Source organism: Burkholderia theae, assembly GCF_048565265.1.
Classification (GTDB): Bacteria; Pseudomonadota; Gammaproteobacteria; order Burkholderiales; family Burkholderiaceae; genus Burkholderia; species Burkholderia theae.
In genome coordinates, this window is sequence record NZ_CP183461.1 from 1,236,695 (window position 1) to 1,260,423 (window position 23,729).

19 protein-coding genes are annotated in these 23,729 nt (G+C 67.7%); 11 read left to right on the forward strand and 8 right to left on the reverse strand.

The window, feature by feature from the left end; translation table 11 throughout:
- Window positions 1–8: 8 nt before the first annotated feature.
- A complete protein-coding gene (locus tag ACN22W_RS05870; RefSeq protein ID WP_419686729.1) occupies window positions 9–455 on the reverse strand; it encodes a copper chaperone PCu(A)C in 447 nt (148 codons plus the stop codon).
- A gap of 8 nt (window positions 456–463) precedes the next feature.
- Window positions 464–1,099, reverse strand: a complete 636-nt coding sequence (locus ACN22W_RS05875) for an SCO family protein (RefSeq protein WP_419686731.1) — start codon at window positions 1,097–1,099, stop codon at window positions 464–466.
- A 278-nt stretch (window positions 1,100–1,377) separates the two neighbouring features.
- On the opposite strand from ACN22W_RS05875, the gene otsB reads away from it, so the two are divergent.
- Both otsB and otsA read left to right on the forward strand, forming a co-directional pair.
- Window positions 1,378–2,130 (forward strand): trehalose-phosphatase, encoded by a 753-nt coding sequence (otsB, locus tag ACN22W_RS05880; RefSeq protein ID WP_419686733.1) that lies wholly within the window; start codon window positions 1,378–1,380, stop codon window positions 2,128–2,130.
- The gene (gene otsA / locus ACN22W_RS05885; RefSeq protein WP_419686735.1) at window positions 2,127–3,506 is read left to right on the forward strand and encodes an alpha,alpha-trehalose-phosphate synthase (UDP-forming); all 1,380 of its coding nucleotides are present in this window, start codon (window positions 2,127–2,129) and stop codon (window positions 3,504–3,506) included. The genes otsB and otsA overlap by 4 nt, the downstream gene beginning before the upstream one ends.
- An 81-nt stretch (window positions 3,507–3,587) precedes the next feature.
- Here the strand turns inward: otsA and ACN22W_RS05890 are convergent, their stop codons facing one another.
- On the reverse strand, window positions 3,588–5,420 hold the full coding sequence (locus ACN22W_RS05890) for an ABC transporter ATP-binding protein (RefSeq protein WP_419686737.1): 1,833 nt from the start codon (window positions 5,418–5,420) through the stop codon (window positions 3,588–3,590).
- A gap of 564 nt (window positions 5,421–5,984) precedes the next feature.
- On the opposite strand from ACN22W_RS05890, the gene ACN22W_RS05895 reads away from it, so the two are divergent.
- The 3 genes from ACN22W_RS05895 (at window position 5,985) to ACN22W_RS05905 (ending at window position 8,599) form a co-directional block, all read left to right on the forward strand.
- The gene (locus ACN22W_RS05895; protein WP_006751849.1) at window positions 5,985–7,049 is read left to right on the forward strand and encodes a glycosyltransferase family 4 protein; all 1,065 of its coding nucleotides are present in this window, start codon (window positions 5,985–5,987) and stop codon (window positions 7,047–7,049) included.
- A gap of 236 nt (window positions 7,050–7,285) precedes the next feature.
- Window positions 7,286–8,095, forward strand: a complete 810-nt coding sequence (locus ACN22W_RS05900) for a hypothetical protein (protein WP_419686738.1) — start codon at window positions 7,286–7,288, stop codon at window positions 8,093–8,095.
- Between the two features lie 39 nt (window positions 8,096–8,134).
- Entirely contained in the window at window positions 8,135–8,599 is a 465-nt protein-coding gene (locus ACN22W_RS05905) for a DUF2214 family protein (protein ID WP_419686740.1), read from the forward strand.
- A gap of 123 nt (window positions 8,600–8,722) precedes the next feature.
- Here ACN22W_RS05905 and gudD read toward each other — a convergent pair whose 3' ends face one another.
- On the reverse strand, window positions 8,723–10,075 hold the full coding sequence (gene gudD, locus ACN22W_RS05910) for a glucarate dehydratase (protein ID WP_419686742.1): 1,353 nt from the start codon (window positions 10,073–10,075) through the stop codon (window positions 8,723–8,725).
- Window positions 10,076–10,437: 362 nt separating this feature from the next.
- Here gudD and ACN22W_RS05915 point away from each other — a divergent pair, with 362 nt between their 5' ends.
- Complete coding sequence (locus tag ACN22W_RS05915; RefSeq protein ID WP_129514092.1) at window positions 10,438–11,199, forward strand: FadR/GntR family transcriptional regulator; 762 nt, start codon at window positions 10,438–10,440, stop codon at window positions 11,197–11,199.
- Between the two features lie 142 nt (window positions 11,200–11,341).
- Here the strand turns inward: ACN22W_RS05915 and ACN22W_RS05920 are convergent, their stop codons facing one another.
- The 3 genes from ACN22W_RS05920 to pdxY all read right to left on the reverse strand — a co-directional run bounded on the left by ACN22W_RS05920 (window position 11,342) and on the right by pdxY (window position 16,135).
- Window positions 11,342–12,490: a branched-chain amino acid ABC transporter substrate-binding protein gene (locus tag ACN22W_RS05920; RefSeq protein WP_048249499.1), complete on the reverse strand. Its 1,149-nt coding sequence runs from the start codon at window positions 12,488–12,490 to the stop codon at window positions 11,342–11,344.
- Between the two features lie 371 nt (window positions 12,491–12,861).
- Window positions 12,862–15,006 carry a phosphocholine-specific phospholipase C gene (locus ACN22W_RS05925; RefSeq protein ID WP_343491732.1) on the reverse strand — a complete coding sequence of 715 codons (2,145 nt, stop codon included), beginning with the start codon at window positions 15,004–15,006 and terminating at the stop codon, window positions 12,862–12,864.
- 268 nt (window positions 15,007–15,274) lie between these two features.
- Window positions 15,275–16,135: a pyridoxal kinase PdxY gene (pdxY, locus tag ACN22W_RS05930; RefSeq protein WP_048249496.1), complete on the reverse strand. Its 861-nt coding sequence runs from the start codon at window positions 16,133–16,135 to the stop codon at window positions 15,275–15,277.
- Between the two features lie 171 nt (window positions 16,136–16,306).
- On the opposite strand from pdxY, the gene ACN22W_RS05935 reads away from it, so the two are divergent.
- Entirely contained in the window at window positions 16,307–17,368 is a 1,062-nt protein-coding gene (locus tag ACN22W_RS05935; RefSeq protein WP_129514095.1) for an alpha/beta fold hydrolase, read from the forward strand.
- Window positions 17,369–17,404: 36 nt separating this feature from the next.
- Here ACN22W_RS05935 and ACN22W_RS05940 read toward each other — a convergent pair whose 3' ends face one another.
- Window positions 17,405–18,403, reverse strand: coding sequence for an LLM class flavin-dependent oxidoreductase (locus tag ACN22W_RS05940; protein ID WP_193097941.1), 999 nt, complete (start codon window positions 18,401–18,403; stop codon window positions 17,405–17,407).
- Between the two features lie 639 nt (window positions 18,404–19,042).
- Between ACN22W_RS05940 and hpnI the strand changes: the two genes are divergently transcribed.
- The 4 genes from hpnI (at window position 19,043) to ACN22W_RS05960 (ending at window position 23,719) form a co-directional block, all read left to right on the forward strand.
- On the forward strand, window positions 19,043–20,215 hold the full coding sequence (gene hpnI / locus ACN22W_RS05945; protein ID WP_193097942.1) for a bacteriohopanetetrol glucosamine biosynthesis glycosyltransferase HpnI: 1,173 nt from the start codon (window positions 19,043–19,045) through the stop codon (window positions 20,213–20,215).
- Window positions 20,216–20,372: 157 nt separating this feature from the next.
- Window positions 20,373–21,794, forward strand: coding sequence for a hopanoid biosynthesis associated radical SAM protein HpnJ (gene hpnJ / locus ACN22W_RS05950; protein ID WP_419686746.1), 1,422 nt, complete (start codon window positions 20,373–20,375; stop codon window positions 21,792–21,794).
- A gap of 3 nt (window positions 21,795–21,797) precedes the next feature.
- Window positions 21,798–22,682 (forward strand): hopanoid biosynthesis-associated protein HpnK, encoded by an 885-nt coding sequence (gene hpnK / locus ACN22W_RS05955; protein WP_419686748.1) that lies wholly within the window; start codon window positions 21,798–21,800, stop codon window positions 22,680–22,682.
- On the forward strand, window positions 22,679–23,719 hold the full coding sequence (locus ACN22W_RS05960) for a lysylphosphatidylglycerol synthase domain-containing protein (RefSeq protein ID WP_419686750.1): 1,041 nt from the start codon (window positions 22,679–22,681) through the stop codon (window positions 23,717–23,719). The genes hpnK and ACN22W_RS05960 overlap by 4 nt, the downstream gene beginning before the upstream one ends.
- Window positions 23,720–23,729 lie beyond the last annotated feature (10 nt).

A 23,729-nucleotide genomic window follows, 5' to 3' on the forward strand; every position in this document is an offset into this window, starting at 1 on the left:
CGCGCGGATCACTTTGCCTGGGCCGGCGATTTCACGGCAAACGGTGCATCGACGGTTTCGCCGTCGGAGAATTTCAGGCGCAGGTGCACGGTATCGCCGGGCTTGATCGCGTGCTTCGGTTCCTCGAGCATGAAGTGATAGCCGCCGGGCGCGATGTCGACCTTGCCGCGGGCCGGGATCGTCAGCTTGTCGACCATTTCCATCTTCTGCGTCGAGCCGTTCGAGACGGTCTGGTGCAGCATCGCCATCCCGTAATCGGGGCTGTCGACGTCGACGAGATCGACCGGCTTGTCGCTGGTATTCACGAGCGTCACGTAGCCGCCCGCGGGCAGCTTGTTCGGCAGCCAGCGCACCCACGCGTTCTGCGCGGTGATCGCGCCGGCGGCATAGGCGTGGGCGCTGGCGCACAGCGCGGCGAGGAGGGCGAACGTCTTGAGTGTCGTCTTCGTCTTCATGTCGGAATTCAGGTCGTGGAGGCGGTGTCGATGATCCGGCGCACATCGGCGGCGATGGCGTCGGGCGAGTCGCGGTCGGTCGCGAGCAGGCGCGCGCGGCCGGTCGCGTCGAAGATGTAGACGGCCGAGCTGTGCGTGACTTCGTAGCCACCGGACGGATCGCGTTTTTCCATCTGGTACGCGACGCGATAGCGTTTCGCGAGCGATTCGATCTGGCGGTCGGTGCCGGTCAGGCCGCGCGCATGCGCGGCGTCGAATGCGGCGACATACGACTGCATCGCCTGCGGCGTGTCGCGCGCGGGATCGACCGAAACGAACAGGATGCGTACGTCGCTCGCCTGCGGGCCGAGCTTTGCGAGCACTTCCATCAGCCGCGCCAGTGTTTCGGGGCAGACATCGGGGCAGTGCGTGTAGCCGAAGTAGACGAGCGCGACACGGCCGCGGAATGCATCGGCGTCGACCGGATGGCCGTCGCCGCCGGTCAGCGTGAACGACAGGTCGGGCAGGTGGCCGGTGACGTTGGTCAGGTTCCAGCGCGGCTCGTCGTGTGTACACGCGGCGAGCGCCACGGCGGCGGCGAGGGCCGCGGCCGTGCGGATGAAGCGGGAGAAGCGCCGGTGCGGCGCGTGACGGGCAGGCGACATCCTGGGGCTCGATCGGACGGAAAGGTGGCTGGCGCGGCGCCATGCGTCGCGCGGCAGGCGGTTGCGACTGTAGCGCAATTCGCGCGCCCGCGTCCTTTCGAAACCGGTACGGCGCGGGCGAGCGGGGCAATATGTCGCAGTTGACGCGGCTCGCGGCGCGAGGCTTGCGATGCACCGGTTTCGCCCATTTCGATGCGCAGGCACGGTAAGATGCGCACAATTCCATTCGCGCAGCGGCGGCCCTGCCTTTACCGGCCGACCCTCAGACTATCGAATCGATGCAATCCGTTCCGGCTTCCCTGTCCCTGACCGATACCGCGTTCTTCTTCGACTTCGACGGCACGCTCGTCGAACTGGCGCCGACGCCCGACAGCATTCACGTTCCGCCGTCGCTGCTGACGCTGCTCGGCGAGTTGCGGCGCCGCTCCCATGGCGCGGTCGCGATCGTGTCCGGGCGCGGCATCGACAACCTCGACACGTTCCTGAAGATGCCCGACCTGCCGATCGCCGGCCTGCACGGCGCGGAGCGCCGCGATGCGAACGGCGACACGCAGCGCATCGGCTTCAACGACGAACGTCTGCTGCGCATCGAGCGCGAGCTGGCGGGGGTCGTCGACCGTCATCCGGGCATGCTGCTCGAAATCAAGGGCGCGGCCGTCGCGCTGCACTACCGCAACGCGCCCGAGCGCGAGGCGGCCGCACGCGAAGCGGCCGAGCGCCTCGTCGCCGACTATGCCGATGCGTATGTGCTGCAGCCCGGCAAGATGGTATTCGAGATCAAGCCGAAGGGCGTCGACAAGGGGCGCGCGCTGGCTGCGTTCCTCAACGAACCGCCGTTCGCGGGCCGCACGCCGCTGTTCGCGGGCGACGACCTGACCGACGAGAAGGGCTTCGCGGTGGTCAACGCGCGCGGCGGCCTGTCGATCAAGGTTGGCGCGGGCGAGACGTCCGCCCGCACGCGGCTCGAGTCGGTCGACGCGCTGCACGAGCAGATCGCGCGCTGGCTCGGCACGGGGCAGCCTGACGCATGAGCCGGCTCATCATCGTTTCAAACCGCGTCGCACCGATTTCGGAAGGCGAGCCGGCGGCGGGCGGCCTCGCGATCGGCGTCTACGATGCGTTGAAGGAGACGGGCGGCATGTGGTTCGGCTGGAGCGGCGAGGTGGTCGCATCCGGCGCGCCGCAGATCCGCATCGAGGAGCGCGGGCCCGTGACGTTCGCGACTGTCGGCCTGTCGCGCCGCGATTACGACCAGTACTACCGCGGTTTCTCGAACGCAACGCTGTGGCCCGCGTTCCATTACCGCGCGGACCTGATCCAGTACGACCGCCACGAATTCGACGGCTACCGCCGCGTCAACGTCTGGCTGGCGCGGCAGCTCGTGCCGCTGCTGCAGGACGACGACGTGATCTGGGTGCACGACTATCACCTGATCCCGTTCGCACGCGCGCTGCGCGAGGCCGGCGTGAAGAACCGCATCGGCTTCTTCCTGCATATCCCGTTTCCCGCCGCGCAGGTGCTCGTCAACGTGCCGCCGCACCGCGAGCTCGTCGAGTCGCTGTGCGCGTTCGACCTGCTCGGCTTCCAGACCGAGCCCGACCTGCGCGCGTTCTGCGATTACGTCGAATTCGAGGCGGGCGGCGAGGTCGAGCGCGACGGGCACACGGTGCGCGTGCGCGCGTTCGGCCAGACGCTGCGCGCGGCCGCCTACCCGATCGGCGTGTATCCGGACGAGATCGCGTCGCTCGCGCAGGCGGGCGAGCAGGGCAAGGCCGTGCGTACGCTCGCGACGTCGCTGCGCGGGCGGCAACTGATCATGAGCGTCGACCGGCTCGATTATTCGAAGGGTCTCGTCGAGCGCTTTCGCGCGTTCGAGAAGCTGCTCGAGCACCAGGCGTCGATCCGCAACCGCGTGTCGTTCCTGCAGATCGCGCCGTCGACGCGCGCGGACCTGCGCGCGTACCAGGACATCCGCCTGCAGCTCGAAGCGGAGTCGGGGCGCATCAACGGGCGTTACGCCGAACTCGACTGGGCGCCGATTCTCTACATTCACCGCCAGTACGACCGCCAGGTGCTGGCCGCGCTGTACCGGCTCGCACGGGTCGGTTTCGTGACGCCGCTGCGCGACGGGATGAACCTCGTCGCGAAGGAGTACGTGTCCGCGCAGAATCCGGACGATCCGGGCGTGCTCGTGCTGTCGCGCTTCGCGGGCGCCGCGCGGGAGCTGACGGGCGCGCTGATCGTCAATCCGATCGATATCGACGGGATGGCCGATGCGCTGTCGCAGGCGCTGACGATGCCGCTCGCCGAGCGGCGTGCGCGTTATGCGGACATGATCGCGCAGCTTCGCGAGAACAACGTGTCGGTGTGGCGCGACAACTTCCTGCGCGATCTGCAGCACGTGTAGCCTGCGGGCGGCTCCCGGCGCAATAAAAAAGCCGCAGTGCATGAAGCACTGCGGCTTTTTTGTCGGCTGCGCGCGGACGCGTCAGGCCGCGCGTTCGCCGGTCGGCGTGCTGCCGTCGGGTGCCGCGTGATGACGGCCGTGCTGCTTCGCGAGCAAGTCGCGATACAGGCCGGGGCGGCTGCGCAGCACGTCGGGGCTGCCGTCGTCGATCACCTTGCCGTTGTTCATCACGATGATCCGGTCGAAGTTGCGCAGCGTCGACAGGCGGTGCGCGATCGCGATCACGGTGCGGCCGACCATCAGGCGGTCGAGCGCGCTCTGGATCGCTTCTTCGGACGCGCTGTCGAGCGCCGACGTTGCTTCGTCGAGCAGCAGGATCGGCGCATTCTTCAGGATCGCGCGCGCGATCGCGATGCGCTGGCGCTGGCCGCCCGACAGCTTGACGCCGCGGTCGCCGACGATCGTGTCATACCCTTCCGGCATCGCCTCGATGAACTCCGCACAGCGCGCGTCGCGCGCGGCGGCGAGCACTTCGTCGCGGGTTGCGTCGGGGCGGCCGTACGCGATGTTGTCGTAGATCGTCCGGTGCAGCAGCGAGATGTCCTGCGGCACGAGCGCGATCGCATGGCGCAGGCTGTCCTGCGTGATCGCCTTCACGTCCTGGCTGTCGACCTTCACGACGCCATCCTGCGTGTCGTAGAAGCGCTGCAGCAGCGCGAGCACGGTCGACTTGCCGGCGCCCGACTTGCCGATCAGGCCGACGCGCTGGCCCGGTTCGATATGGAGGTCGAAGTGGTCGAGGATCGCGCGGCGGTGCGGATAAGCGAACGTCACGCGCTCGAAATCGACGCGGCCGCCCTTGGCCGACAGCGGCTGCGCGTCGGAGTGGTCCTGCATCCCGTGCGGCTCGAGCAGCGTCTTCACGGCTTCGGACAGGCGCGCGATGTGCTGCGTGACATCGACGAGCGCGACCGCGAGATCGCGCGTGCCGTGCAGGATCGTGAAGCCGAGCGAGCTGACGAGCACGATGTCGCCCGACGTCGCCTGGCCTTGATCCCACAGCCACAGCGCCCAGCCGAGCAGGCCGGCGGACAGCATCGCGGTGATCACCGCGTGCAGCAGGCGCAGTTTCTCGAGGTAGAGCAGGCTTTGCTGGCGCGCGTCCATCTCGGCCTTGATCGTCGCGCCGAAGCGCTTCTGTTCGCGCAGGGTCATCCCGAACGCACGCACGAGGCCCATGTTGCCGATCACGTCGACGAGCTCGCCGTCGACCGCCGCGGCCTTCGCCGCGAACGCGTGGTGGCGGGCCGAGCCGCGCCCGGCGAGCTTGAACAGGATGACGGAGAGCACGGCCGAGCAGCCGAGCAGGCCGGCGGCCATCAGCGGATTGACGACGATGATCATCAGGATCGCGCCCATCACCGCGATGCACGGCGGCAGCACGTTCCAGGCCATCGTGTTTTCGGACGTGTAGACCGCGTTCGACGTGGCGGTGATGCGGCTCGCGAGCGTGCCGGGCTGCTTTTCCGAGTAGTAGGTCGGCGAATGGCCGATCAGGTACTGGAACAGGTCGCGCCGCAGGTCGCCGGTGACCGCGACGAACGTGTGCGCGGCGACCCAGCCGCCGACGCGCCACAGCAGGTTGTCGGCCGCGATCAGCCCGACGAGCAGCGCGAACGCGCTCCACAGCGGGCCCGGATGATGGCGCCCGGTCGCCAGCACGTCGATCAGGTGCTTGATCGCGTATTGCGAGCCGAGCGCGCAGCCGACGGCGGCCAGCACGCTGCAGAGCACGATGAGGTGTGCGACAGGATGGAGGCGGATGTAGCGGAACAGAAACGCGATCGGCCGGTGCGCGTAGCTCGACAGCTTCGCGTTGTGGGCGTTGCGCTGGGCAGGGGTGAGAGATTCCAAAATATGCGTGCGGTGATTCGGTGATTGAGCGTGGCGGCGGGATCGCTTGCCGGCGTTCGCCCGGACTGAATAATCCGGCATTGTAAACAAGGCCGTGCGTCGCGCTGCGCGAATCTTGCCTTGGCCAGGGGCTCGCGATCGATTTTGAGATAAAATCCGGCATCCCGTCCTGCCGCATGTGCCGGAATCACGCTGCCGGCAGCCACGGGTGACAAGGGACGCCAAAAGGGCCTTCCACTCTAGAACGGACACCCAAGTCCGCGGGTTGCAAAGTGTTGCACCTTTGTAACAAAGTAAAGTGTTTGAAATGTTGTGCGCCGTATCGGGATTAACCCTAGATAATCGGCTCCGGGTTCGATTCCAGGTTTTTTACGAACCCCTGTCAACGGGTCTTCGTTTCAAACGTTCTATGCCTGTCGCGTCGCCGACGCTCCTTGAGCAGCGCGGGTTTGACGCCCCCGGCAGGCCGATTCGTCCGATCTTCGGACGGAATGCCTCCAGCCCGGACCGCCGGCAGGTTGCCGACCCATACCTGGTTTTTAGCCGATTTTTTAGGAGTTACGCATGCGAATCGCCCAAATCGCTCCGTTGCATGAAGCGGTGCCCCCGAAACTGTACGGTGGTACCGAGCGAGTGGTGTCCTACCTCACCGAAGCACTTGTCGAGATGGGGCATGACGTCACGCTCTTCGCGAGCGGCGATTCGCAAACCTCCGCGAAGCTCGAAGCCTGCTGGCCGCAGGCGCTGCGCCTCGACCCGACGATCCGCGACGTGATGGCCCCGCACATGCTGCTCCTCGAGCAGGTGCGCCGCCGCGCGGAAGAGTTCGATGTCCTGCACTGCCACATCGACTACTACCCGTTCTCGCTGTTCTCGCGCCAGCCGGTCCCGCATCTGACGACGATGCACGGCCGTCTCGACCTGCCGGAACTGCAGCCGATCTTCAATGCGTTCAGCGACGTGCCGGTCGTGTCGATCTCCGACAACCAGCGCATCCCGCTGCCGCAGGCGAACTGGCTGTCGACCGTCTACCACGGCCTGCCGGAAAACCTGCTGACGCCGATCCCGAACGTGAAGCCGAGCTATCTCGCGTTCCTCGGCCGTATCTCGCCGGAGAAGCGCGTCGACACGGCGATCCGCATCGCCGAGCAGGCCGGCCTGCCGATCAAGATCGCCGCGAAGCTCGACAAGGCTGACCGCGCGTACTACGAAGAGAAGATCAAGCCGCTGTTCGCACTGCCGCACGTCGAGTACATCGGCGAAATCAGCGAGTCCGAAAAGACCGAATTCCTCGGCAACGCGCACGCGCTGCTGTTCCCGATCGACTGGCCGGAGCCTTTCGGCCTGGTGATGATCGAGGCGATGGCCTGCGGTACGCCCGTGATCGCGTTCAAGCGCGGCTCGGTGCCGGAAGTGATCGACAACGGCGTGTCGGGTTTCGTCGTCGAAGACGAACTGTCGGCCGTCGCGGCGCTCAAGCGCCTCGATACGCTGCCGCGCGAGAAGGTCCGCGCCGCGTTCGAAGCCCGCTTCTCGTCGAAGGTGATGGCGCAGAACTACGTGAAGGGCTACGAGGAACTGCTGCGCCAGAAGCGCCGTACGGTGCTCCGCGAAGTCAACGCAAACTGATTGCGGGCCGCCGCCGCGCTGCGGCGCGCGGCCTTCATCGACGCCCCGTCCGGGTTCCCGGCGGGGCGTTGTCACATCTGCGGCGCGGATCTGTTGTATTCTCGCCGCGCCCGACACCGCGAACACCCTCCGAAGCGGCCCGGCACGCCATCCTGCCGTCTGTCCAGACGGTAATGTCCCTATAATGGCCGTGCCGTGAAATCCGGCCCCGCACGATTATCCAGAGGAGAGCAGTCTTGGCGAGAACGAAAACCACGCGCGCAGCGCCGGCCCCCGGCGCCGGTGTGATCTTCGCGTTGCGCGCGATCGGTCTCGTGCTGCTCGCGCGCTGGCTGTTCTCGATGTCCCAGATGGGCTATCGCTCGTCGCTGTCGGTGATGGTGTCGTCGCCGTGGGCGTTCGTCTACCTCGTGCTGATCTTCCTGCTGCTCGCGCTGCCGGGCGCCGTCGCGCGCGCCGAGCGGCCGTTCCATCCGCTGCCGCAGTGGCTGCGCCAGGCACTGCGCGTCTTTGCGCTGATCGGTTTCCTGTTCGCCGTCTGGTCGATCGGCATGTTCGCGTGGGCGGCCGGCTGGCGCGGCGCGCTGCATGCGGTGACGGCGACCAACGGCTGGCTTGTCGCCGCGCCGGCGCTCTACGCGGCGATCGTCTGGATCTGCCGTCCGCGGCCGCTGTGGCGGACCAATGTGGCGGCACGCCGCTTCGCGGTCGGCCGTTATGCGATTTCGCTGGACGTGCTGACGCGCACCGCGATCGTCTGGATGGAAAGCCGCAAGGTCGGCCAGTACGACGCGCGCGAGCTGTCGGTGCGCTGGCCCGGCCGGGCGGCGCCCGCCACGGGCGAGCAGGCTGCGCAGGACGTGCCGCCTGCTGCCGTGCCGCCGCGCCGCGGCGGCCTGTTCCAGCGTCCGAAGGTGGAACTGCTGTGGGATTCGCCGGCGGCCGTCGGCCATAACCGGCAGATCGTGATGCGCGCGCCGCTCGCGACCGAGGGCGACCGCGTCGCGGTGCTCGCGCTCGACGCGGCGCTCAAGCAGATCGTCTGACAGGGCCCGCGCACCGCGTGCGGGCGACAAGGAGGCACGATGATCGTCCGTTGGTTGCTGGCTGCCATTCACCTGAGTGCGTTCGGCGTTGCGTTTGCCGCAATCGTGGGTCGCAACCGCGCATTGCGCCGGCTCATTGCGTCGGCGCAGGCGGCCGACCTGCCCGGTGTATTCAAGGCTGACGCTGCCTGGGGCGTGTCGGCGCTCGTGCTGATCGTGACGGGCCTCACGCGCGCGTTCGGTGGTTTCGAGAAAGGCACCGCGTACTACCTGCACGAACCGCTCTTTCACCTGAAGATGACCGCGCTCGTGCTGATCCTGCTGCTCGAGGTCGTGCCGATGCTGGGGTTGATCCGGTGGCGCGTCGCCGCGCGGCAGCAGCAGATGCCCGATATCGGCCGTGCGCGCACCTATGTGCGGATCGGCCATTGGCAGGCGGTGCTCGTGATCGTCATCGTGTTCGCCGCGTCGGGGATGGCGCGGGGGATTGGGGCGGCCGGCTAGGCCTGGCCGGGTAGGTGCGGCCAGCTAGGTCTGGCTGGGTAGTTGTGGCCGACTAGATCCGGCCCGCCACGCGCGGCCAGCCAGACGTGACCGGGCGACCTTGCCGCCCGGCCTTTCCCGTGCTCAGCGCACGAGGCAAGGGCGCTTGTTGTTGAACGTCCACCCCGGAATCAGATACTGCATGGCCGCCGCGTCGTCGCGGGCACCGAGGCCGTGCTGCTTGTACAGCTCGTGCGCGACCGCGACGGCGTCCATGTCGATGTCGACGCCGAGCCCCGGTCGCTTCGGCACTTCCACCAGCCCGTTCTCGATCTTCAGCGGCTCGCGCGTCAGCCGTTCGCCGTCCTGCCAGATCCAGTGCGTGTCGATCGCGGTGACCTGGCCCGGCGCGGCGGCCGCGACATGCGTGAACATCGCGAGCGACACGTCGAAGTGGTTGTTCGAATGCGAGCCCCACGTGAGACCCCAGTCGCGGCACATCTGCGCAACGCGCACCGAACCCTGCATCGTCCAGAAGTGCGGATCGGCGAGCGGGATGTCGACGGCCTGCAACTGCACCGCGTGGCCCATCTGCCGCCAGTCGGTCGCAATCATGTTGGTCGCCGTCGGCAGCCCCGTCGCGCGGCGGAATTCGGCCATCACCTCGCGGCCCGAGTAACCGTTCTCTGCGCCGCACGGATCTTCCGCATAGGCGAGCACGTGATGCTGGTCGCGGCACAGCCGCACGGCCTCGTCGAGCGACCACGCGCCGTTCGGATCGAGCGTCACGCGCGCCTCGGGGAAGTGCTCGGCGAGCGCCGTCACGGCCTCGATCTCGCTGGCGCCTTCGAACACGCCGCCCTTCAGCTTGAAGTCGTTGAAGCCGTAGCGCGCATGCGCGGCCTCGGCGAGCCGCACGACCGCGTCGGGCGTCAGCGCCGGCTCGTCGCGCACGCGCGTCCAGTCGTCGGTCGCGCCGCTGCCGTCGCGATAGGACAGCGCGGTCTTCGTGCGGTCGCCGATGTAGAACAGGTAACCGAGCATCTCGACGCGCTCGCGCTGCTGGCCCTCGCCGAGCAGTGCGGCAACCGGCACACCGAGGTGCTGGCCGAGCAGGTCGAGCAGCGCGGCCTCGAGCGCGGTGACCGCGTGGATCGTCGTGCGCAGGTCGAAGGTCTGCAGCCCGCGGCCGCTCGCGTCGCGGTCGGCGAAGGTGCGCCGCACGTCGTTGAGCACCGCGTGGTAATTGCCGACCGGCTGGCCGACGACGAGCGCGCGCGCGTCGTCGAGCGTGCGGCGGATGCTTTCGCCGCCCGGCACTTCACCGACGCCGGTCCGGCCCGCGCTGTCCTTCAGGATCACGAGGTTGCGGGTGAAGAACGGACCGTGCGCGCCGCTCAGGTTGAGCAGCATGCTGTCGTGGCCGGCGACCGGAATCGCTTGCAGGTCGACGATGCGCGGCGTGTCGTGGGAAGGCGAGGCAGTGACGGCGTTCATGGGCGGCGATGGCGAAAGGGTGGGCAATGCCGTGCGGCAAAAGCTTTGCCGCGCGCGGCGGGAGGTGCGATCATTCGACAACCGACGTGCGCGGCGCGCAAGGCCTGCATGTCGACAGCAACCCGGAACGGGGTGGAAGCGACAACCGAACCAGCGGAGCGCGGAACGCGAACGCTGGCTGATCGTAAGGCATGGGACCGGGCAGGCGCTGAAATGCTGGCTTGAGTCGACAGGAGATCCGTGCATCGATCATCAGTCGTCGGATGACTTGTGACGCAGTATAATGAATCATCGGCTTTCGCTCAAACCCCGCGTAAACCCTCGGCCCACATATTACGATCATTCAAAAAGGAACCGGCCTCATGTCCGTGCCTACGTTTCCCGCAGCGCCGCGCCGTCGCGCACGCAGCCTCGCACAAGATGTCGTCGACGCGCTGACCGCGCAGATCGAAAACGGCACGCTGCGTCCCGGCGACAAGCTGCCGACCGAAACCGAAGTCATGGCGGCGCAGGGCGTGAGTCGTACGGTCGTGCGCGAGGCGATCTCGCGGATGCAGGCGAGCGGCCTCGTCGAAACGCGCCATGGCATCGGCAGCTTCGTGCTGGAGCCGTCGCGCCGGCAGACGCTCGGCATCGATCCCGCGACGATCACGACGCTGCGCGACGTGCTCGCGGTGCTGGAGCTGCGCATCAGCCTCGAGAGCGAGTGCGCGAGCCTCGCCGCGCAGCGCGCGAACGATACCGACCTCGCCGCGCTGCGGCGCGCGCTCGACGCGATCGCGACGGGCGCGGGCGGCGGCCGCGACACGGCGCAGCTCGACTTCCAGTTCCACCTGCAGATCGCGCAGTCCACCGGCAATCGCTATTTCGTCGACATCATGTCGCAACTCGGCACGTCGATCATCCCGCGTACGCGCGTGAATTCGGCGCGCTTCGCCGGTGACGATCTCGAGCGTTATGTCGGCCGGCTGAACCATGAGCACGAGGATATCTACGAGGCGATCGCGCGCCACGATCCGGAGGCCGCACGCGCGGCCATGCGCACGCACCTCACCAACAGCCGCGAGCGGCTGCGCCGCGCGCACGAGGCGGCCGAAGCCGAGCGCGACACGCAGGCCAGCTGACGCGCCGGGCTGCACGGCCTGCGTTGCCGCTGGCCTCGCCCGATCGCCTGAATATCAGTCGTCATACAAGATCGATGTGGCTTCATCGATCCGCAGGGCCGGGCGGCGTTACCGCCGCCGGCCGCCGCCACCAATAAGCCGATCAGCCTCCCTTCGTCACGATCGTCTTCCACGCACCGCTCTTCACCTGGTACAGCGTCGACATCCCGCTCTTCAGCGAGCCGTCGTTCGCGAACGAGATGCGGCCGGTGACCCCTTCGAAGTCGATCTTCTTGAGCGCCGGGCGATAGACTTTCGGGTCGGTCGAGCCAGCCGCCTGCATCGCCTTGATCGCCGCCCAGGCCGCGTCATAGCCGAACTGCGCGTACGACAGCACGTCGACGCCGAAGCGCTTCTTGAAGCGCTGTTCGAAGTCCTTGCCTTGCGGCAGCTCGTCGAGCGGCTGGCCGTATTCCCACGCCATCGCGCCTTCGGCGGCCGGGCCCGCGATCTTGATGAACTCGTTGTCCTTCACGCCGCCGCCGCCGACGAACTGCGCGTTCAGCCCCAACTGGCGCATCTGCTTGATGAAGTTCGCGGCGAGCGAATCGAGACCGCCGAAGAAGATCAGGTCGGGGTTCTTGCCCTTCAGGCTCGTGATCTGCGCGCGGAAGTCGACCGCCTGGTTGCTGGTGAACTCGCGGCCGATGATCGTGCCGCCGGCGGCCTTCACGGCCTTCTCGAACTCGTCTGCCTCGCCCTGGCCGAACGCCGTGCGGTCGTCGATGATCGCGATGCGCTTCGCCTTGGTCACGTCGACCGCGTACTTGCCCGCGTTGCCGGCGTTCTGCCCGTCGGTCGCGATCACCATGAACATGTTCGCGAGCCCGCGCGACGTCAGTGTCGGGTTGGTCGCGGCCGGGTCGATCACCGGAATGCCGGCCTTGTCGTAGACGACCGACGCCGGAATCGTCGTGCCCGAGTTGAAGTGGCCGACCACGACCGACACGTTCTGGTCGACGAGCGCCTGCGCGGCCTGCACGCCGATGCGCGGGTCGGCCTGGTCGTCCTGCACGACGAGATTGAAATGCACGGGCTTGCCGGCGATCTGCACCTTCTGTGCGGCGGCATCGTCGAGCGCGAGCTGCACGCCGTTCTGCAGATCCTTGCCGTAGCCGGCGTTCACGCCCGTGAGCGGCGCGGCGAAGCCGACTTTCACGTCGGTTGCGTCGGCGGCCCAGGCGGCCTGTTGCGAGAGGAGGGCAAGCGCGGATGCAATCGACACCGACAGCAGGGAATGGCGGAATTTCATGTTGTTCCTCTTGTTCGACACCTGCGAGTGGGTACCGCACGCGCTCGTGCGAGCCGGGCGCGTGCGACGGGCGGGCGGTTCGACCGCTTCTCGGAATCGGGCGGGGAGGTTGGCATCGTGCGCCTCGGAAGAATCTCCCGTCAGGCTCTACGAAGAGCCCCGATCGCCTCGATATATAGGTCGCCGATATGCACGGGTCTTGGCAATTTGCCGCGCATTCGGTGAGGATTTGCGCATAGCTTCCGCGCGTGCGGTGGCGGCCGGTATCGGGAGTTTCCCGTCGCGAACGGAATGGGCGGGGAGGAGGGGGTACGGCGCGGGGCAGACGCGCGGCGCGACCCGCCGGGGCCGCGCCGCGCTGGGGGATACCGTCAGTCGGACAGTGCGTCCGATGCGGCTTGCTCGTCGTGATGCGACGCGGTCGTGCGGATCAGCGGATCGCTGGTGCTCGGGCGGCCGGTCTCGACGTGGCCGGCGAAGCGGCGCTGGAAGCCGAGCGGCTTGCCGTCGCTGATGGTCAGGTCGTACCAGCCGTGGCTGCCGCGCAGGTCCCAGTAGTCGTCGACGTGGGTGCCAGGCTTGAGATCGAACTCGCGCGCATGGCCGTGGCCGTAGGCGTTCGTCACCTTGAGCCGTACCGTCCGGTGGCCGCGGTTCATCAGGCGCAGCGTGATGTTGCCGTTCGCGACGTCGTAGCCGTAGACCACCTCGGGGTTGACGCTCGCCGGCCCGACCGCCGACGCGGCAGGGCTGCGGAAGTGGCAGTAGAAGCCGTTCGGGCCGTACACGTCGAGGTCGTACAGGCCGAGCGACGGCGCGGGGCTCCACGTGTCGGACAGCCGCTTGCCGGCGTCGACCGTATAGGCCCACGGGCCGTCGACGCGGTTGCGCGCCTGGACCTGGAACGCCGCGCCCGCGGTGCCGGTGTTCGCGAAGGTCAGCCGGAACTGGCCGCTCGCGTCGTCGATCCGCCCGTGCACGAACAGTTCGTACGGCAGCGCGCGCGCCGGACGCAGGCCGTGCTCCTGCTTCGGCAGATGCTGGACGACCGGCGGCACCGGGATGTAGTCGGGGTGCCGGGTGCGGTCGGGCGGCGCGTAGCCGCTCGTGTCCGGGAGCTGCGGCCAGCTTGCGTCGGGTGTCGAGAAGTCGAACGCGGACGTCAGGTTGCCGCACACCGTGCGGCGCCACGGCGACACGTTCGCCGCCGCGACCGCATGCTGCGCGCCAAAGCGTGCCTCGATGAATTGCAGCAGCGACGTGTGATCGAAGGTCTGCGAGCAGACCCAGCCGCCCTTGGTCCACGGCGACACGACCAGCATCGGCACGCGGGGCCCGAGTCCGTACGGGCCCGCCATGTGCGACGCGTCGCCGGCGAACACCTCGTTGGTCGTCGCGACGGTCGACAGCCCGTTGTCGCGCGACTGCGGCGCGAACGGCGGCTGCACGTGGTCGAAGAAGCCGTCGTTTTCGTCGTACGTGATGAACAGCGCGGTCTTGCTCCACACCTCGGGATTCGACACCAGCGCCTGCAGCACCTGCTCGATGTACCACGCGCCGTAGTTCGCGGGCCAGTTCGGGTGCTCGGAATACGCTTCCGGCGCGCAGATCCACGACACCTGCGGCAGCGTGCCGTTCTTCACGTCCTGCTGCAGCACGTCGAACAGCGTGCCGCCCGCGCTGATGTTGGTGCCGGTGCGCGCCTTGTCGTACAGCGGCGTGCCGGGCAGCGCGGTGCGGTATTGGTTGAAGTAGAGCAGCGAGTTGTCGCCGTAGTTGCCGATGTACGGGTTCTGCGTCCAGCCCCACGAGCCGTTCGCGTCGAGCCCCGTGCCGATGTCCTGGTAGATCTTCCACGACACGCCGGCCTGCTCGAGCACTTCCGGATAGGTCGTCCAGGCGTAGCCCTTTTCCTCGTTGCCGAGCACCGGGCCGCCGCCCGTGCCGTCGTTGCCGACGTAGCCGGTCCACATGTAGTAGCGGTTCGGGTCGGTCGAGCTCGGGATCGCGCAGTGGTACGCGTCGCAGATCGTGAACGCGTCGGCGAGCTGGTAGTGGAACGGGATGTCGTCGCGCTTCAGGTACGCCATCGTCGTGGTGCCCTTGTTCGGCACCCACTGGTCGTAGCGGCCTTTGTTCCATGCGGCATGCATGTCCTGCCAGCCGTGCGGCAGGTCCTGCAGGAACTGCAGGCCGAGCTTGTCCGCGCCCGGGTGGAACGGTAGCAGTTCGGCGGGGCCGACCGGCTGGTGAAACACCGACTTGCCGTTCGCGAGGCGCAGCGGGCGCGGATCGCCGAAGCCGCGGACACCGCGCATCGTGCCGAAGTAGTGGTCGAACGAGCGATTCTCCTGCATCAGAATCACGATGTGTTCGATGTCGCGGATCGTGCCGGTGCGGCGGTTCGCGGGAATCGCGAGCGCATCGCGGATCACGGGCGGAAACAGGTTCAGCGCAGCGGCGCCGGCAGTGCCGGCGGCGGCGCGCAGGAAGTCACGACGGTTCGATCGGGTCATGGTCGTTATCGTGTGATAAAGGGGGGAGCCGATTGGCGGGGCCTACGGGAAGGGCGCGCCCGGGTCGCAGGATGCGGCTGCGCCGGTTTGTGCCGCCGCGAGCATAGCGAGAAATCGGTGTCATTCATGTGAAGTCCGGAAACGTTTGCATCCGCGTCGAAGCCGCATCGGGATGCGTCGCGCCAACGGCGGCGTGCGGGAGGAGCGGGTCGGGAAAGCGGGGCGGCGCGCGATCTGCGCCGCTGAAACGGCGGGTGGTGCCGACGCGTCAGGCGTCCGTCACCCACGCGCCGAACCATTCGCTCGGGCGCGCGATTTCGTCCTGCGCGGCGACGAGTTCGAGCTCGTAGCGGCGCGCGTCGTAGGTGGCCTTCACGACCGCGTGCACGGCCGCGAGCGTGTGCTCGAACGCGGCGCGCACGGAGTCGCCGCGCAGCCGGCACGCGACGAAGATCGCGCTGGTCAGGTCGCCGACGCCGACCGGATGGCGCGGAAACGCGTACAGCGGACGCTGGCCGATCCACGCCTCGGTTTCAGTGACGGCGAGCATGTTGAAACGATCGGCCGGGCTGTTGCGGTCGTGCAGGTGCTTGACGAGGATGATCTGCGGGCCGCGGCGGATCAGCGTGCGGCACGCGTCGACGGCTTCGGCGACGGTTTCGATGCGCCGCCCGGCGAGTTTCTGCAGTTCGGTGTGGTTGGGCGACATGCCGTCCGCGAGCGCCGGCATCTCCTGGACCATGTATTCCTCGACGCCGGGTTCGGGCCGGATGCCGCCCGTCTGGCCCATCGCCGGATCGCAGAAGTACCACGCGTTCGGATTCATCGCCTTCACCGTGCGCACGATCTCGGCTGCCGCACGTGCCTGCGGCGGCGAACCGAGGAAGCCGGACAGCACGGCGTCGCAGCGCTTGAGCGCGCCGATCGCGGCGATGCCGTCGACGAGCTGTTCCATCTTCGCGGCATCGATCGCGCTGCCGGCCCAGTGGCCGTACTGCATGTGATTCGACAACTGGACGGTATTGAGCGGCCAGACGTTGACGCCGAGGCGTTGCATCGGAAACACGGCCGCACTGTTGCCGGCATGGCCGTAGATGACGTGCGACTGAATGCTGAGGACGTTTTTCATGGGAATTCGCCTGCACGCGTTTCAGGGTCACGTCACACGATACCCGAGTTCGTCGCGCACGCGGAAGTTGCGCGGCGCCGGTGTTGCGCGCCGTCGTCACGCGACCGCGTAGAATCGCGGGGCGCGGCGCCGTCCGGCTGCCCGCGTGCGTTTCCAATCACCGTGACCGCCATGCTTCCGATTTGCAAGTTGTTGTCTGTCGCGCGCGCTGCCCTGTTTGGCGCGGGCATTGCCTTCGCATGTGCGACCTCCGCGGCCGAGGCCGCCCCGGTGCCCGCCGGCAACGACGGGCCGGTGTACGGCCCGCGGCTGGAAGGCTTCGACTACCCGGAGCCCGTGCATCGCTACGCGTTCACATCGCAGCGCGAAACCCTCGAGATGACGTACATGGACGTGCAGCCGGCACACCCGAACGGCCGCACCGTCGTGCTGCTGCACGGCAAGAACTTCTGCGCGGGGACCTGGGAAGACACGATCGGCGTGCTGAGCCGTGCCGGCTATCGCGTGATCGCGCCGGACCAGATCGGCTTCTGCAAGTCGTCGAAACCCGATCGCTACCAGTACAGCTTCCAGCAGCTTGCGCGCAATACGCACGCGCTGCTGGAATCGATCGGCGTGAAAGCGGCGACGATCGTCGGGCACTCGACGGGCGGGATGCTCGCGATGCGCTATGCGCTGATGTATCCGAAGGCGACCGACCAGCTCGTACTCGTGAACCCGATCGGCCTAGAGGACTGGAAGGCGCTCGGCGTGCCGCCGCTGTCGGTCGACTACTGGTATGCGCGCGAACTGAAGACGACGGCCGAAGGCATTCGCCGCTACGAACAGTCGACGTATTACGCGGGCAAGTGGTCGCCGTCGTACGAGCGCTGGGTGCAGATGCTCGCCGGGATGTATCGCGGCGCCGGTCGCGATGCGGTTGCGTGGAACTCCGCGCTGATCTACGACATGATCCTCACGCAGCCGGTGGTCTACGAACTCGGTGCGATTCGCGTGCCGACGCTGCTCATGATCGGCGACAAGGACACGACCGCGATCGGCAAGGACGTCGCGCCGCCCGACGTGCACGCGAAGCTCGGCCACTATCCGGAACTCGCGAAGCGCACGCAGGCGGCGATCCCCGGCGCGCAGCTCGTCGAATTCCCGGCGCTCGGGCACGCGCCGCAGATCCAGGATCCGGACGCATTCCACAAGGCGCTGCTCGACGGGCTGGAAGCCGTGCACCCGCAGTGACGCGGGGCGGGCCGCAGCCCGCCCGCGCCAGTACCGTCAGCGCGCCTCGTTCGCGAGCTCGTCGCGGATCTGCGCGGCCAGTTCGAACGAGCGCAGCCGCGCGGCGTGATCGTAGATCTGCGCGGTGATGATCACTTCGTCGGCGCCCGTCTGCGCGATGCGGTCGCGCAGCTTGTCGCGCACCGTGTCGCGCGAACCGACCGCCGCGAACGACAGCGAATGCGCGACGTTCGCGAGTTCGAGCTCGTTCGCCTCGAGCACGTCGACGGGCGGCGGCAGCTTGCCCGGCGTGCCGCGCCGCAGGTTGATGAACTGCTGCTGCAGCGATGTGAACAGGCGCCGCGCCTCGTCGTCGGTATCGGCCGCGAACACGTTGACCCCGACCATCGCGTGCGGCTTCGGCCATGCGGCCGACGGCCGGTACTGGGCACGATAGATCTCGAGCGCGCGCATCAGGTAATCCGGCGCGAAATGCGACGCGAACGCGAACGGCAGCCCGAGCATCGCGGCGAGCTGGGCGCTGAACAGGCTCGAACCGAGCAGCCAGACGGGCACGTCGAGCCCTGCGCCGGGCACTGCACGCACGCGCTGGCCGGGCACCGGCTCCGCGAAGTAGCGCTGCAGTTCGGTGACGTCGTCCGGAAACGAGTCGGCGCTGCCGATCAGGTCGCGGCGCAGCGCGCGCGACGTGGTCTGGTCGGTGCCGGGCGCGCGGCCGAGGCCGAGGTCGATGCGCCCCGGATACAGCGACGCGAGCGTGCCGAACTGCTCGGCGATCACGAGCGGCGCGTGGTTGGGCAGCATGATGCCGCCCGAGCCGACGCGGATCGTCTTCGTGGCGCCCGCGACATGGCCGATCACGACGGCGGTCGCCGCGCTCGCGATGCCGGGCATGTTGTGGTGCTCGGCGAGCCAGTAGCGCTGGTAGCCCCAGCGTTCCGCATGCTGCGCGAGATCGACGGTGTTGCGGAAAGCCTGGGAGGCGTCTGCGCCGTCCGGAATGGGGGCGAGATCGAGTACGGAAAACGGAGTCATCGGGTGGCCTTCGAGTGGGGGCGCGCGGTGATGCGCTTACGCAACAAATGCCAAGGATTTTGCCAAAGGGTTCCGGAACGTGCTTGCGACGCGCCGATACCCATGCGCCTTTCAGGGGTGCCGGGGCGATTTGGGTCATTGTTGCAAAAATAAAGCTAATCGCCAAAGAATTACCAATCTTTACGGCGATTGGATGTGAATCCGCATCGACCTACAAATTTGCACGAAACGTTTGATTTTCAAGACTGCAATACGCCTGCAAAGCGCTTACGCTAACGTGAACGCGGTTGCGCCCAAATGGTTCTCCGGCAGCACAGCTTTGCCGGAATTGCACCAGTCCGTTTCTCGTAGTGCCGAGCGCGGTATGCCGCAGGCTGCTAAAATCCGGCGCCTGCCCATGTTGTGCCGATGGTAGCCATTCGAGTCTTCCCGCATCCCGTCCGGGCGGCGCGCGAAGATGCGCCAAGCGAAGCCGGGCATGGTCGTACCCGAGGAATGGGTCGTGCCTCCCCCATACACAGACGCTGCTGGAACAAGGAGTCGGGTCGTGCCCGCGTTCGTCGTTGTCGGAATACCGCATCACGCTGAATCACGCTCAAGCGTTCTCCGTGGCGATCAGGTCGCCGGGAGGCGTTGCGCATGACGCAAACCGCAACGCTGCTCGACTGGCTCCTGATCGTGTTCACGCTGGCCGCGGCCGGCTATGCGCTCGTCGCCGCGTTCGCGCCGCGGCCGCGCACGCCGCGCACGGCCGCGCGCGACGGCTTCGATCCGGTCAGCGTGCTCAAGCCGCTGTGCGGCGCGGAGCCGCACCTGTACGAAAACCTCGCGACGTTCTGCGAGCAGCGTCATCCGCGGTATGAAGTGCTGTTCGGCGTCCAGTCGGCGGCCGATCCGGCCATTGCCGTCGTCGAGCGGCTGCGCGCCGACTATCCCGAGTGCGACATCACGCTGGTGGTCGATTCGCGCGTGCATGGCAAGAACCTGAAGGTCAGCAACCTGATCAATCTCGCCGAGCGCGCGAAATACGGCCGCATCGTGATCGCGGACAGCGACATCGCGGTGAAGCCCGACTACCTGGAGCGCGTGACGGCACCGCTCGCCGATGCGTCGGTCGGTGTCGTCACGTGCCTGTATCATGCGCGCAGCGTCGGCGGGTTCTGGACGCGGATCGGCGCGCAGTTCGTCGACGCCTGGTTCGCGCCGTCGGTGCGGATCACGCACCTCGGCCGCTCGAGCCGCTTCGGCTTCGGCGCGACGCTCGCGCTGACGCGCGACACGCTCGACCGGATCGGCGGTTTTCTCGCGCTGAAGGACGAGCTGGCGGACGACTTCTGGCTTGCCGAGCTGCCGCGCCGCCTCGGGCGGCGCACCGTGCTGTCGGAAGTCGAGGTCGCGACCGACGTGATCGAACCGTCGTTCGGGCCTTTGTGGCACCGCGAGACGCGCTGGCTGCGCACGATCCGTTCGCTGAACCCGGCTGGTTTCGCGTTCCTGTTCATTACGTTTACGGTGCCGTGGCTCGCGATCGGCGCGGCACTTGCGCTGCGTCTCGATGGCACCTTCGCCGGCACGCTGGCGGGCGGGGCGGCCGTGGTCGGCGCATTCGGGCGGCTGGTGCTGCACGCGCGCGGCGAGGACGGCTGGCGCGCATTCTGGCGCGACCTGCCGCTCGTCGCAGTACGCGACACGCTGCTCGCGCTCGAGTGGCTCGCGGCCGCGTTCGGCACGCACGTCGTGTGGCGCGGTGCAAGGATGACGGTCGTCGGCGGCGAACGCGCGACGGCGGTGGAAGCGGTGGACGGCCGTTAGGGCCGTTCCCGATCGAACCGGCCCGAGGGCCGAGACGCGTTGCGTGGCGAGGCCGCGCGGCGCGACATGACAGAGAGGCGGGCGCCGGCAGGGCGGCCCGCGGTTTATTGACTGAATCGTTGTAACGAATCGAACTATGCAGGCTACCGGAGCACTCATGAAAACGCTGTTCTTGCAGGCCCCTTCGTATGACGGCTTCGACGGCGGAGCCGGCTCGCGCTATCAGGCGAAGCGCGAAATCCGTTCCTTCTGGTATCCGACGTGGCTCGCACAGCCGGCCGCGCTCGTGCCGGGCAGCCGCGTCCTCGATGCGCCGGCCGACGGCCTGTCGGTCGAGGAAACGCTGAAGATCGCGAACGACTACGACCTCGTGATCATCCACACGAGCACGCCGTCGTTCCCGACCGACGCGATGTTCGCGCAGGATCTGAAGAAGATGAAGCCGTCGATGCTGGTCGGCATGGTTGGCGCGAAGGTGATGGTCGATCCGCACAACTCGCTGACGGCGAGCGACGCAATCGACTTCGTGTGCCGCGAGGAATTCGACTACACCTGCAAGGAAATCGCCGAAGGCAAGCCGTTCCCCGAGATCAAGGGCTTGAGCTGGCGCGCGAAGGACGGCTCGATCGAGCACAACGAAGCGCGTCCGATCCTCGAGAACATGGACGAACTGCCGTTCGTCGCGCCCATCTACAAGCGCGACCTGAAGATCGACAACTACTTCATCGGCTACCTGAACTACCCGTACGTATCGATCTACACGGGCCGCGGCTGCAAGTCGCGCTGCACGTTCTGCCTGTGGCCGCAGACGGTCAGCGGTCATCGCTACCGCACGCGCTCGGTCGAGAACGTGCTCGCGGAAGCGAAGTGGATCCGCGACAACATGCCGGAAGTGAAGGAACTGATGTTCGACGACGACACCTTCACCGACGACCTGCCGCGTGCCGAAGCCATCGCCATCGGTCTGGGCAAGCTCGGCATCACGTGGTCGTGCAACGCGAAGGCCAACGTGCCGTACAAGTCGCTCAAGGTCATGAAGGAAAACGGCCTGCGCCTGCTGCTGGTCGGCTTCGAATCCGGCGACGACCAGATCCTCGTGAACATCAAGAAGGGCGTGCGTACCGATTTCGCGCGCCGCTTCAGCGCGGACTGCAAGAAGCTCGGCATCAAGATCCACGGCACCTTCATTCTCGGCCTGCCGGGCGAGACGCAGGAAACCATCAAGAAGACGATCGAGTACGCGAAGGAAATCAATCCGCACACGATCCAGGTCTCGCTCGCCGCGCCGTATCCGGGCACGACGCTCTACAAGCAGGCCGTGGAAAACGGCTGGATGGAAGAGAACAAGACCATCAACCTGGTGAGCAAGGAAGGCGTGCAGCTCGCGGCGATCGGCTACGCGCACCTGTCGCGCGACGAGATCTATCACCACCTCGAGCAGTTCTATCGCCAGTTCTACTTCCGTCCGTCGAAGATCTGGGAAATCGTCCGCGAGATGTTGACGAGCTGGGACATGATGAAGCGCCGCTTGCGCGAAGGTGTCGAGTTCTTCCGCTTCCTGCGTGCGCACGAGGCCTGATTCGTGGCGACGCAGCGGGCGGCGCGGGCGCTGATCTTTACCGCGGACGACTTCGGGCTGCACCCGCGCGTCAACGCGGCGGTCGAGCGTGCGCACCGCGACGGCGTGCTGAACGCCGCGAGCCTGATGGTCGGCGCGCCCGCCGCGCAGGATGCGATCGAACGCGCGCGGCGGCTGCCGTCGCTCGCGGTCGGCCTGCATCTCGTCCTCGCGGACGGGCCGACCACGCTGCCCGCGCATGAGATTCCCGCGCTCGTCGGCCCCGACGGGCGCTTCGGCGACGCGATGGCGAAGGACGGCTGTCGCTTTTTCTTCCTGCCGCACGTGCGTGCGCAGTTGCGCCGCGAAATCCGCGCGCAGTTCGACGCGTTCGCGGCGAGCGGTTTGCCGCTCGACCACGTGAACGCGCACAAGCATTTCCACCTGCATCCGACCGTGCTGTCGCTGATCATCGAGATCGGCCGCGACTACGGGCTGCGTGCGGTGCGGCTGCCGTACGAAACGACCGCGCCCGCACTGCTCAAGCCGTGGATCGCGCTGGTGCGCGCGCGGCTCGACCGCGCGGGGCTCGCGCACAACGACTACGTGGTCGGGATCGAGCACACGGGCGCGATGGACGAGGCCGTGCTGCTCGACGCGCTCGCGTCGCTGCCGCCGGGTGTCGGCGAGATCTACTGCCATCCGGCCGAGGCCGGCGACGGCCCGATCACGCCGACGATGGCCGGCTACCGTCCGGTCGACGAACTGGATGCGCTGCTGTCGCCGCGCGTCGCGGCCGCGCTGAAGGCCGCGGGCGTCGCGACCGGCGGTTTTGCCGACGTGTTCGGCCAGCCCGCGGCACGGCGGGGCGCGCATGCGCCGCGCGCACCGGGAGCGCAGCCGTCATGACCAAGTGGATCAAGTGGCTCGGCTGGCCGATCGGTATCGGCATCCTGCTCGCGCTGGGGCTGCACGAAGGCGTCGGCGACGTGTCGCAGATGCTCGCGCGCGCCGGTTACGCGCTGCTGTGGCTCGTGCCGTTCCACGCACTGCCGCTGCTGCTCGATGCGTACGCGTGGCACCTGCTGCTCGACCGGCGCAGTTCGCTGCCGTTCCTGTGGTGGATCGCGACCGTGCGCGAGGCCGTGAACCGGCTGCTGCCCGTGGTCGGGATCGGCGGCGAGCTGGTCGGCATCCGGCTCGCGCGCTGGCAGGTACCCGACGCGAGCCGCGTGACGGCGTCGGTGATCGTCGAGGTGCTCGTGACGATCGTCGTCCAGTATGCGTTCGCCGCGCTCGGCCTCGTGCTGCTGCTCGCGACGACGGACAACATGGGCGGCGGCACGATCGGCCTCGCGCTGCTGTTGACGTTGCCGCTACCGGTGCTCGGCGTCGTGCTGATGCGCCGCGGCGGCATCTTCCACGCGATCGAGCGTTTCGCGGGCCGCCTGCTCGGCGATTCGCACCGGCTGCTGCAGGGGGTCGACGGCCGCCGGCTCGACGCCGACATCGACGGGCTGATGTCGCGCACGGGCCTGCTGTTCAGCGCGTTCTTCTGGCAACTGGCCGGTTATGTGCTCGGTGCGCTCGAGATCTACTGGGCGCTCGCGCTGCTCGGCCATCCGGTGTCGATCGGCGGCGCGATCGCGATCGAGGCGATGACGCAGGCCGTGCGGCACGCGGCGTTCATGGTGCCCGGCGGCCTCGGCGTGCAGGAGGCGACCGTCGTGCTGCTCGCGCAGATGTTCGGCGTCGATCGCGAGACGGCGCTGTCGCTCGCGCTGGTCAAGCGTGGCCGCGAGGTGCTGTTCGGCTGCCTGGCGCTCGGTTCGTGGCAACTCGCCGAACTCGTGCGCACGCGCCGCCGCGTCAATGTGCCGCCGGCCGTGCCGCACGCGACGAGCCGCGTGACCGAACCGGAAACTGAAACTGAAACGACGCATTGAACACGAGACG